The 12,507-nt window shown below is 50.3% G+C and carries 6 protein-coding genes; 4 read left to right on the top strand and 2 right to left on the bottom strand.

Annotated elements, in window-relative coordinates:
- Positions 1-118 precede the first annotated feature (118 nt).
- The 3 genes from C8R34_RS11925 (at position 119) to C8R34_RS17090 (ending at position 9,733) form a co-directional block, all read left to right on the top strand.
- Positions 119-523 (top strand): PRC-barrel domain-containing protein, encoded by a 405-nt coding sequence (locus C8R34_RS11925; protein ID WP_110340979.1) that lies wholly within the window; start codon positions 119-121, stop codon positions 521-523.
- Positions 524-1,049: 526 nt separating this feature from the next.
- Positions 1,050-9,449: a GH36-type glycosyl hydrolase domain-containing protein gene (locus C8R34_RS11920; RefSeq protein WP_258364483.1), complete on the top strand. Its 8,400-nt coding sequence runs from the start codon at positions 1,050-1,052 to the stop codon at positions 9,447-9,449.
- A 47-nt stretch (positions 9,450-9,496) separates the two neighbouring features.
- Positions 9,497-9,733, top strand: coding sequence for a hypothetical protein (locus C8R34_RS17090; RefSeq protein ID WP_258364482.1), 237 nt, complete (start codon positions 9,497-9,499; stop codon positions 9,731-9,733).
- 138 nt (positions 9,734-9,871) lie between these two features.
- On the opposite strand, the gene C8R34_RS11915 is transcribed toward C8R34_RS17090, so the two are convergent.
- A complete protein-coding gene (locus C8R34_RS11915) occupies positions 9,872-10,180 on the bottom strand; it encodes a DUF4389 domain-containing protein (RefSeq protein WP_110340977.1) in 309 nt (102 codons plus the stop codon).
- 206 nt (positions 10,181-10,386) lie between these two features.
- Here C8R34_RS11915 and C8R34_RS11910 point away from each other — a divergent pair, with 206 nt between their 5' ends.
- Positions 10,387-10,863: a DUF2726 domain-containing protein gene (locus tag C8R34_RS11910; RefSeq protein ID WP_110340975.1), complete on the top strand. Its 477-nt coding sequence runs from the start codon at positions 10,387-10,389 to the stop codon at positions 10,861-10,863.
- Positions 10,864-11,091: 228 nt separating this feature from the next.
- On the opposite strand, the gene C8R34_RS11905 is transcribed toward C8R34_RS11910, so the two are convergent.
- The gene (locus C8R34_RS11905; protein WP_132467098.1) at positions 11,092-11,901 is read right to left on the bottom strand and encodes a hypothetical protein; all 810 of its coding nucleotides are present in this window, start codon (positions 11,899-11,901) and stop codon (positions 11,092-11,094) included.
- Positions 11,902-12,507: the final 606 nt, after the last annotated feature.

Genomic DNA, 12,507 nt, shown 5'->3' with positions numbered 1-12,507 from the left:
TTTATGTGTATCGTCAAAAACGAGGCATAGGAAATATCTCCCACGTGTTATCAGAACTAATGAATATTAGTAGGGCCCCTTAATCCTTTACCAATAACATTTTAAATAGGAGTTTTGCATGAATTACGAAGTGCTCGATACTTATACTATTTATCACCAAGGCAAAGGTAGCAACAAAGCATCTGGAGTTCGCTCGATGGGCACCGAAATACTCATTGGAAAGAATGTCTGCAATCAAAACGGTGACGACTTGCGTAACATTAAAGAAAACATGCTGGATATAACGACCGACAGCGTGTGCTATGCAGTACTGTCCTTTGGCGGCGTCTTTGGAATAGGAAGTAAGTTATTTGCGGTACCGTGGTACAGATTAAAGTTCGATGCAGAGAAAAAACACTTTATACTCAACGCAGATAAAAGTCGTCTCAAAAATGTACCGGGATTTGATAAGAAGCAGTGGCCGAATATGGCAGACAAATCCTGGAATAAAAAATGCATTCTTACTGAGATTACTCAACAATAAATGGATGATCTGCACGTTTGATTGATGATGTAGCTACTACGGAAGCAACACTTGTCAGAATTCAAGCAACAAATGCAACCAAGGCTCAGACAAAATCTTAGGAAATCGACTGATTGCTGTGTACTAATTCAGTTCTAAGTGAGTGCACTCCGATTAGGTGATCATTTGTTCAAATTGTTTTGACAATATACAACTTGCCTATCTAGGTTACTACCTCCTCTTTATCCCATTGATACTGTGTTGCTTTTATCGTTGTTTGCGATGCCAAACAGACGCCGCCGAATACTGCCACTAAGATTTAAACAATGCCATGATAAAACCGGTCAAGAAAATACCAAGGGGATGTGAAGCATCACAAAGACTTAAAATGAAATAACGCAAGTGCGACCATATAGCATACTTTCCATTTTTTGATGATTACGCTTATTCTTTTTCCAAAAAAATAACAAAAACTGCGATCAACAGATGGCCTGTTAGCTAATAGTCTGCAAGCACCAGTCATAAGACTCCGACTACGCTGATCACCATGAATTCGAACAAGGAGAATATTATCAATATTAAAGCGTTCGGATTTTCGGCACGCACTCGGAATGTGTTGCGTAACGCTCACGATACCGAGTTACTGCGTTCCGAGTTGTTCAGTATCGAGCAATTGAAACGTCAAGGGGCCATGTTGGCCGGGCAGTACAAGCTCGACCCACATCCGGGGCCAGATCGGTTGTTGCCACGGCTAGCGGACAATGAACGTATTCTGCTCGCGGCGTATGAAGTCGTGACCGTTGCAACGGCGCCGGGACAGCGAATTATTCCGGCTGAGGCGTGGCTACTTGATAATTTTTATCTCATCGAACAGCAGATCAATCAGGCGCGCCGGCATTTGCCGCGCGGTTACAGCCGCCAGTTGCCGCGATTAGCGGATGGTCCGTCAGCCGGTTTCCCCCGCATCTATGATTTGGCATTACAACTGATTTCCCACATGGATGGTCGTGTCGACAAGGAAAACGTTACGCAATTCATTGCCGCCTACCAGACTGTCGAGCCATTGAAGCTGGGCGAGTTATGGGCATTTCCGATCATGCTGCAGTTGGCGTTACTGGAAAATCTTCGCCGTGTTGCACTGCGTATCGCCCGCCGGCGCGAGGAGCTCAACGCCGCCATCAGTTGGGCGGATCGCATGCTTGCCGCGGCTGAAAAGGAGCCCAAACAGCTGATTCAGTTGCTGGCCGAGTTTGCCAATGCCGATGTACCTCTGACCGCGCCGTTTGTGGAGGAATTTTATGCCCGACTTCAGGCCCAAGGATCCGTCATGGCGTTCGTTCAAACCTGGGTCGAACAAAAACTGTTAGAACAGGGGGTGACTGCAACACAGCTGTCAGAATCGGCAGGACGAACCGCCGCGGCTAATCAGATTTCCATCGCCAACAGCATCGTTAGCCTGCGTTTTATCGATACCATGAATTGGCGGGATTATGTTGAATTGCTCAGTGCTGTCGAACAGACATTGCGTGAAGATCCAGCGAAAATGTACATGCACCAGGATTTTTCCACTCGCGACCGCTACCGGCATGCTATCGAGGATATCGCGAGAGGCTGTTTGCACAGTGAATTGGCGGTAACACACAAAGTCATTGCACTGGCGCAAGCTGCGGCAGAACGGCTGGGTGTCGACGACCGTACCGCGCATGTTGGATATTACCTGATTGATCACGGCCGACCAATACTGGAACACGCAGTCGGTTTCCGATTGCCGTGGAAATTACGGATCAGTCGTGCGAGCCAGCATTTCAACCTGTTGCTTTATCTTGGTCCAATCCTGTTGCTCACCACATTGGCGGCATCGACCGTGTTTTTCTCATTCGACGATCTCGGGCCAGGAGATTGGCGCTTCTGGTTTTTTGCAATTACCGGCGTCATCGGTGCTTCAGCACTGGCAATCTCGCTAGTAAATATGCTGGTCACGCTCATTCTGTCGCCGCGTACGTTGCCGCGACTGGATTTCTCTCACGGTATTCCGGCGGCCCACCGCACTATGGTCGTGGTCCCCACTTTGCTAAGTAAACCACAAGAAGTTGATGATCTTCTTGAAGCGCTGGAAATCCGCTATCTCGGTAATCGTGATCCCAATTTGTTCTTTGCCTTGCTGACGGATTTTCGTGATGCGCCGCAACGCACGCAGCCGCAGGACGACGCATTACTCGCCTATGCGCGTGCTGCCGTCCAGGCGCTCAATGCCACCTATCTTGACGACCGGCCGTGCATTTTCTATTTGTTTCACCGGCCACGGCTATGGAATCCACACGAACAGGTGTGGATGGGGTATGAGCGCAAACGCGGCAAATTGGAACAGTTCAATGCCTTGCTGCGCGGTGGCGAAAAAACGGCGTTTTCGGATATCGTCGGAGAGATGTCCATACTCGAATCGATTCAGTATGTCATCACCTTGGATACCGACACGCAACTTCCCCGCGATGCGGCACGCACCCTGATCGGTAACATGGCCCATCCGCTCAATCGGCCGGTATACGATGCTGATTGTGGACGCATCGTCGAAGGCTACGCAATCCTGCAACCACGCGCTTCGATCAGCCTGACCAGCGCAGGCCAATCGCGATTCACAAAATTGTTCGCGGGTGAGTCGGGCATTGATCCCTACTCACGCGAAGTCTCCGATGTCTACCAGGATATTTTCGGCGAAGGATCATTTGTCGGTAAAGGCATTTACGATGTCGATGCTTTTCGTCAGGCCGTTGATGGACGTTTCCCCGAAAATCTTATTCTCAGTCACGACTTGCTGGAAAGCGGGTACGCGCGTTCGGCACTGGTAACCGATGTCGATCTCATTGAGGAGCATCCGGCCAGTTACACCATGGAGGCTAGCCGACGGCACCGGTGGATACGCGGCGATTGGCAGCTTGCCGGCTGGTTGCTCCCACGCGTGCCCGGACCACCCGGCTCCAATGAATCGAAAGCAAAATGGCAACCGAATCCATTGACTGCGCTGTCGATGTGGAAAATATTCGACAATCTGCGACGCAGCCTTGTGTCACCTTCATTACTGGCCTTGCTAATCGGGGGCTGGTTATTCGGCCCGGAGCCAGCATGGTTGTGGATTGTGCTGGTTGCAAGCGTGGTGTTCTTGCCTATCCTGCTGAGAAGCATCATCGAATTCATCCGTAAACCGGAAGAACGTGACTGGCTGGTGCACGTGAGCCTGACCAGCAAGTCAGCGGGTCACCCCATCGCACTCGCTTTGTTGACGTTGATTCTGTTGCCCTACGACACGCTGATCAGCCTGAGCGCCATCTTACGTTCGGGACTGCGTATGCTGTTCACGCGACACGGCTTGATGCTGTGGCATTTACCATCCTATACGCGCCGCAATGCGTGCCGTACGTTGGTCGATTTTGTGAAAGAAATGTGGATTGCGCCTACTGTGGCAATAGCGCTGGGCCTGGCATTGACAAGCAGTCAATCAACGGAACTGTTGTTCTGTGCACCTATTTTGCTAGCCTGGTTGTTATCACCTGTTGTCGCTTGGTGGATCAGCAAACCGCTTTTATCCACGGCACCTCAGCTGACGAGCGATCAACGTATATTCCTGCGCGCATCGGCGCGCCGCACATGGTGCTTCTTCGCACAATTTGTCAGTGCACAAGACAACTGGTTGCCACCCGACAATTTTCAGGAATATCCGGCGCCCGCCATTGCCACGCGTACATCACCCACGAATATCGGCATGTCATTGCTGGCGGATCTGGCCGCCTATGATTTTGGTTACATCGCCGCCGGCGAATTCCTGCGATTGGTTCAAAATACGCTGGAGACGATGGAAAAACTGGAACGCTACCTTGGTCATTTTTACAACTGGTACGACACGCGCACACTGAAACCGTTACATCCGCAATATGTTTCTTCAGTGGACAGCGGAAACCTCGCCGGTAGCTTGCTCACCTTGCAAGCGGGATTGATCGAGTTGAAACACCAACCGATTCTGTCAGCCAATGCATTTCATGGGTTGCAGGATACCTTGCGAGCGCTTGTCGAACACGTACCCGTATCACCCATCTCCGATCTTGCGAAGAAAATCGAGGCGCTTGAGGCCCATCTGAGCGCACTCACATTGAACGGATCGACGCACACATTGGCGACCATCGATAGCATACTGGATGAGATGTATCATATCAGCGAGGAGATGATCGCTTGTCTGCCCGCGGATATCGATATCGATGGCGAGCTGTATTACTGGGCGCAGGCATTTGATCAGCAGATTCGATCACTGCAAGAGGATCTGCGATACCTGGTTCCCAAACCTCAGCCATTCAACCACATCCCGACACTGGCGGAATTGGCCGAAGGCAACGCCGCAGATATGCAAACACGGCAGTCCGCTGGAGCTGCCAAGGGTGCATTGGAGCGGATTAGGACCATCAATGCCTTGGCGGATCGTTGCCGCAAACTTGCCGTTATGGATTTTGAATTTCTCTACGATACATCGCGGGATTTGCTGGCTATCGGCTACGATGTCGGCGAACGGCGTCGCGATCAATCCTGCTATGATCTGCTGGCATCCGAAGCGCGCCTGGCCAGTTTTCTACTCATCGCACAGGGGCAAATACCGCAAAAGCATTGGTTTGCGCTAGGCCGACTGTTGACCAGCCATGGCGGAGATGTCAGTCTGATTTCCTGGAGTGGTTCGATGTTCGAATACCTCATGCCGCGTCTGATCATGCCGGGCTACGACAACACGTTGTTGGAGCAAACCTGCAAAGCTGCGGTGTCGCGCCAGGTCGAATACGGTCGGCAACGCGATGTGCCCTGGGGCATTTCCGAGTCCTGCTATAACGCCACCGATATCAACCAAGTCTATCAATATCGGGCATTCGGTGTGCCAGGGTTGGGTTTCAAGCGAGGGCTGGGAGATGATCTAGTCATTGCGCCCTACGCCAGCGCACTGGCACTGACGCTGATGCCGCGCGAAGCGTGCCGCAATTTGCAGACGCTGGCTGCCAGCGGCTTGCTCGGCGCCTATGGATTCTACGAAGCAGTCGATTTTACGCCATCACGTGTGCCGCGTGGCAAGACCAGCACCATTGTGCGCACCTTCATGGCGCATCACCAGGGCATGAGCCTATTAGCTTTTGAACAGGTATTGCTTAACTGTCCGATGCAGCGCCGTTTCATGTCGGATCCGTTGGTCCAGGCGACAAAATTGTTGTTGCAAGAGCGTATACCGAAAAAAGGGGCAACATTACACCCCCATGCCGCGGAAGTCAGTGCCGCTGCACGCCCGGCAGTCCCGGAATCTGGCACGATTATGCGCGTGTTCACCGACCCGAACACACCGATACCGGAAGTACACTTGTTATCCAATGGCCAGTATCATGTCATGGCAACACATGCCGGCGGCGGGTACAGCCGCTGGCGTGATCTGGCCGTCACCCGCTGGCGTGAGGATGCTACCTCCGATGGCTGGGGTACTTTCATTTACTTGCGCGACCGTGATTCCGGGCGGTATTGGTCCACCGCTTATCAACCCACTTTATGCAAGGCCGATCACTACGAGGCGATCTTCGTGCAAGGGCGTGCAGAATATCGTCGCCGTGATCATGCGATCGAAGCGCATACTGAAATCAGCGTTTCACCCGAGGACAACGTGGAAATTCGCCGTGTCACACTGACCAACCAATCGTCCCGTACGCGTCATATTGAAGTAACCAGTTATGCGGAGGTGGTGTTGGCGCCGCTGAATTCCGATTTGGCTCATCGTGCTTTCAGCAATCTGTTCGTGCAAACCGAAATTGTCCGCGATCGACAGGCGATCCTTTGTACGCGGCGACGGCGCACGCCGCAAGAACAGATACCCTGGATGTTCCATTTACTGGCGGCTCCGGGTACGGTGATTGATGAACCGTCCTATGAGACGGATCGCGCCCAATTCATCGGGCGGGGGCGAACAGCGGCCAATCCAGTAGTGCTGGATGCCAGTAATCGCGCGTCAAACCTGTCGGACACGGATGGCTCAGTGCTCGATCCGATCGTGGCAATCCGCCGCACTATTACGTTGTTACCGGACGAATCGGCCACGCTACAGATCATCTCCGGTGTTGCGAGCACGCGCGAGACGGCCTTGGGGTTGTTGGATAATTATTGCGACCGGCATTTCGTGGAACGGGCTTTTGAAATGGCATGGTTTCAGAGTCAGGAAGTGCTACGCAACCTCAACGCCACCGAAGCTGATGCCCAAGTATACGGTCGCCTTGCGAGTTCCGTCATATACAGCAATGCATTGCGGCGCGCTGCCCCTAGCATGATTGCGCGCAACCAGTTGGGGCAATTCGGGCTGTGGCGCTTTGCCATTTCGGGTGACCTGCCGATCGTACTGATTCGAATCGGCAATCTCAACCGTATAGACCTGATCAAACAAGCGCTGCAAGCCCATGCCTATTGGCGGATGAAGGGATTGGCAGCTGATCTGGTAATCGTGAACGAGGATTTTTCGGGCTATCGGGCGGTTCTGCACGATCAGATCATGGGGCTGATCAACGCGGGACCTGAAGCGCAAATCATCGACAAGCCAGGTGGCGTCTTCGTGCGACGCACCGAAGAGCTGACCGAAGATGAGCGAGTCTTGCTGCAGACTGTCGCGCGCATCGTATTCAGCGATACCGCCGAAACATTAATCGACCCATTGGAACGCCGCGTATCGGCTGAACGTATTTCGGATCTTCTGGAACCCCGGCTGCTGCCGGTCGCTAAATCAATCAGCCCGCTGTTAGCGCGCGAACTGATTTTCTACAACGGTTTGGGAGGTTTTACGCCCGATGGGCGCGAGTACGTCATCACCCTCGAACCCGGTAAAAGCACACCCGCACCGTGGGTCAATGTTATCGCCAGCCCGCACATCGGCACCGTTGTCAGTGAGTGCGGAAGTGCATATACCTGGGTGGAGAACGCACACGAATTCCGATTGACCCCTTGGCACAATGATTCACTGAGTGACAGCAGTGGCGAGACGTTTTACATTCGCGACGAAGAAACCGGCGAATTCTGGTCACCGACACCATTACCGTCCGGAGGTCAGTCCGGATATGTTTGCCGGCATGGATTTGGATACAGCGTGTTCGAGCATGACCAAACTGATATTTCTTCGGAACTGAAAATCTACGTTGCCATGGATGCGCCAGTGAAATTCGTGGTGATCAAGCTGCACAATCACTCGAAGCGCCCGCGGCGATTGTCGCTCACCGGCTACTGGGAGCTGGTACTCGGTGAATGGCGGCATACCAATCTGATGCACATTGTGACTGAAATAGATGCACATAGCGGAGCGCTGTATGCCCGTAATGCCTATGGTCGTGAATATGCCAAACGAATCGTTTTTGCGAAAGTCAGCGAACAGGCGCGTTCGGTGACCGGAAATCGTACCGAGTTTATTGGTCGTAACGGCTCGCTGGCCAGCCCAGCAGCGATGCGCCGCAAACGCCTGTCGGGCAAGACCGGTGCGGGCCTGGACCCATGCGCCGCAATCCAGACCCAAATCGAACTGGTTGAAGGACAAGCGCAGGAAATCGTATTTATATTCGGCGCAGCCCACGATACTGAAGAAGCGCAACAACTCATCCAACAATATGGAGGACTCGCAGGTGCACGGCAAGCATTAGAGGGGGTTTGGGGGCACTGGAACCACGCCTTGGGTGCGGTGCATGTGGAGACACCGGATCCTGGTTTGGATGTTCTGACCAACGGCTGGCTAATTTACCAAACACTATCCTGCCGATTATGGGGCCGCAGCGGATATTATCAGTCGGGCGGCGCCTACGGTTTTCGCGATCAGTTACAAGACACCATGGCGCTGATTCATGCGACACCGTGGCTTGCCCGCGAACAATTGATCCGTTGCGCCGAGCGGCAATTCCTTCAGGGTGACGTGCAACACTGGTGGCATCCGCCCAATGGGCAGGGCGTGCGCACCCATTTTTCCGATGATTATCTGTGGCTGCCGTATGCAACCTGCCGCTATGTGTTGGCGACCGGCGATACCGGCATACTGGACGAATCGATCCACTTCTTGGAAGGCCGCGAGTTATATCCGGAAGAAGAAGCTTACTACGACCAGCCACAACGTTCGACGGAAGCGGCAAGCCTTTATGAACATTGCGTACGCGCCATCAAACACGGCTTGCGCTTTGGCGAACATCAATTACCGCTGATGGGCTGCGGCGATTGGAACGATGGCATGAATCTCGTCGGTCGTGACGGCAAGGGCGAGAGCGTTTGGCTAGCATGGTTCTTGTACGCCAACCTTCGGGTGTTTACCGATTTGGCGCGGAGTCGGGGGGATGCAACCTTTGCTGATATTTGCGCCGGACAGGCTTCGCTGTTGCGTGACCATATCGAGACAAATGCCTGGGACGGCGACTGGTATCGGCGGGCCTATTTCGATGACGGCACACCTCTGGGCTCGTCCAGCAATGATGAGTGTCAGATTGATTCAATCAGTCAGAGCTGGGCGGTTATTTCCGGCGGCGATTCCGCGCGTACACGCCAAGCAATGGCCGCGGTGGATAAACGTCTGATACGACGCGATACACAGTTGATCCAGTTATTCGATCCACCCTTCGACAAATCCGAACTTGAACCCGGATATATCAAAGGATATGTGCCCGGCATCCGTGAAAACGGTGGCCAATATACCCATGCTGCGATTTGGTCCGCGATGGCGTTTGCTATGCTGGGCGACCGGGAACGGGCGTGGGAATTGTTCGCCATGCTCAATCCCGTCAATCATGGCCGTACACCTGCGGAAATCGAACGTTATAAAGTTGAGCCGTACGTCATGTGCGCGGATATTTATGGTGCAGCACCACACCTGGGCGGGGTGGCTGGACTTGGTACACTGGGGCGGCAGGCTGGATGTACCGATTGACCGTGGAAACGCTGTTGGGTCTGCAACTGGAAGTGGACCATCTGCGCATGACCCCGTGTATTCCGGCGCACTGGAAATCGTACAGTATTCACTACCGCTTTCGCGAAACTTTCTATCACATCACCATCAAATGCAACGGTGAGAAACCCAACCATGAGATCCATGTAACAGTGGATGGTACCGTGGTTGATAGCGTGGGTGTCGATGAATCAGGGCGACCACAAGGCATGATTCCTCTGATAGACGACCACCAAGCGCATCACGTCGAGGTGGACCTGAACTAGCACATGAAGATAAGCCGCACAATCTTTTATACACAACCACGTAGCTTTGTGTGAAGTAAAAGTTACCCACATTCTAGCAAAATACCCCATTGCTAAAGACGGTAAAGAACCTTCATTTTAAGTTAAATCCTGGTGCATTTATTCGTCAAGATAATAAGCTTTCTGATTAGGTGCGCCATCTGGCCATGCGCTGAAGGGGAATGGACGTTGTTCGCTGTTATAAGTCAAAAATATTGTAATTTGATAAAGATACGTACTCAGATTCTGGCCAAATTTCAGCAATTGCTCATTTATGTTACCGGTCAAAATAATAGTAACGAACTGAAATAACATGACACCAACAATTAGAAATTTTGAAATCGTATAGATGAAAATGAAAAATAACATATAGAGTACACGCTGCCAGGTTTCATGCTTTTCCAATCTTTGTTTAATTTCTTCTTTCATTTTGTAATTATCGACAAGCTATCAAATTGATCAATGAGTTATTTATTATATATTCAATAGTAATCTAATGTGCTTTTTATAAAACAGTTTTTAACGCTTGACTAAAACAGGCTTTCTTTATCCCGGTCACACTATTTTTCCGAACGCCTTTAGAGCTCCTTCTTTATTGCCGATAACCTTACTCTTTGGTCAGCTAACATTCAATTATGAATATTGTTGCAATTTTTAGTAAGACATTTACATTGTTGAAATTTCGCAAGAAATCTTCTCATTTTAAATATGAGTCCCAGGAAGAAATACTTTCTAGCACCGAGCATTCTTTTTTGCTCGCGTTAAAAGAATCTTTATCAAATGATTATGAGATATTTGCAAAAGTGCGTATTACTGACGTGCTTACGCCGGATGAAATTTTTAATGTACGAAGTTGTAGTGCTGCAATCTATAGAATTCCGCCTCAGCATTTTGATTACATACTTTGTGAAAAACGAACGCTCACGATAGTTGCTGTTTTGGAGTTAGATGATACCAACAATATCCGGCGAGAAGCGCGCGCTAAAAGCAGTTTCGTAGAAAAAGCATGCATGACTGCTGGTTTTAAACTGTTACGCTTTCCATCTAGATCAAGTTATCGCGCTCAAGTGGTGCGAGATGTCATAATAAACTCTTTGAATCCATCTGCCTGACTTAAAATTTATATTTCCAAAGCCTTGTAAGCCTTACCTGTCAGATTATTGCGAGATAAGAGTAGCCGTCGCCGACTGGCGCGAAGGATATGCCCCCTCTGAGGGCATGCTGCCCGATCCCTAACGCACATTATCTTTATCCTGATTTCCTTGATCACTTATTTGCTAAAAATAATAATAGAGAGGGACAGATCCCCCCCCCAGTAATCTGTCGGTACTACCAAGAGGTTACTGTGAACGTTTCAGCTTCACGGTAGCAGATGCTGAACTTTGGATAAACTCACCTGTATTCGGATCAACAGCGAATATGTTCGCAAAGGCTTTGGTCGGTCCGCCTGCAAAGCGTCCATTTTCAGGAATGACTATCGCTTCCCATGGCGTATTGCTACCGTTACACATAAAGGCAGTACCTAAGAAACCCAGGATAAAGACGCGTCCGGTATTTTGTTTAAGCTCGCCAGACACGTTAATAAATAATGGCGCCGAGCAGTTCACGATACCGCGGATTGTGACATTTCCTACCCGATCCAATGAACCGATCGGATCAATGCTGAAGTCGACTGTAACGGGCTGTGGAGCTGTTGCGACTGTGAATACCAAATTGCCACCCGCTCCACCGCCAAATGCTCCAACCATGAAGAAATAAGTCTGACCAGCAACAACATCGAAAACCGCTGATGACTGAACACTTCCTGCATCGTCGTTGCAGGCAATTTGAGAGAGATTGCCGCGTGTGCCGGTATACACTGAAAGAGTGGTATCGTAATCACTGCCAAAAGTTTTGGCCTGGATTCGCATGTTTTCGGTTGGGGTGAATGAGTACCACACTGTAGGTCCTTGTCCAAAGCAATCCGGATCATCCGGAGCCGTTGTCGCCTCAAGCGTATTCGTACCATCAGTAAATGGCAGCGGCTCAGTTACTGTAATGGCGCTATCAAAGTCGTCATTGGAAGGCGGTGCTGCGATGGCCAGAGACATACTTAGCCATAGCAACACCGGAACCATCAGTGTAATCCTAACCAATTTCAAAGCAGACATATTATGCATCCCCATCTTGTGCTCCTTTAGTATTGTTTGAAATTCAATCGAATGCCGCCATAACTCACAAGCCATTACCTTTATTCTCGGCAATCAGCTTCTTCGTTACAGCGCGGATCATATTGCAAGGTCAATGAATTCTCTATGACATTTATCACACTCACAGCTATTTATATGACTATTCCCTCGAGACTCTCAAACGCATCGTTGTGGCATTCGTCACATAAAGACTGCAGGGATGATTAGCTTTTAAAGCCGTTAGATCGAGTTTGAGCTACTACAGATTAAAGGGCATAGACTTTATCTCCACCACACAACGCTCTGTTAATATCTTAACGAACAATGATCCGAACTCGAATGACGCAAAGAAAGACAAACGAATAGCACTTGACGACAAAGTATAGGATGCGTTTTACTTATGTGCTATTACTCAGCAATGATTAATCAACATCTAACTGAAAGGAGCTAACTCGATGAAAAAGCTTGTTATTATTGTCATGGCTATTTTTATTGTTGGATATATAGCCTTAATGGTTCAATATTTCTAGATTAAAGAACGTTGCAAACCGCCTTGCCTGTCGGCATACATAGATAAACCGGGGTTCA

The organism is Nitrosomonas sp. Nm84 (assembly GCF_003201565.1).
GTDB lineage: Bacteria > Pseudomonadota > Gammaproteobacteria > Burkholderiales > Nitrosomonadaceae > Nitrosomonas.
The sequence above is the reverse complement of the archived record's forward strand: the minus strand, read 5'-3'. Positions and strand labels throughout refer to the sequence as shown.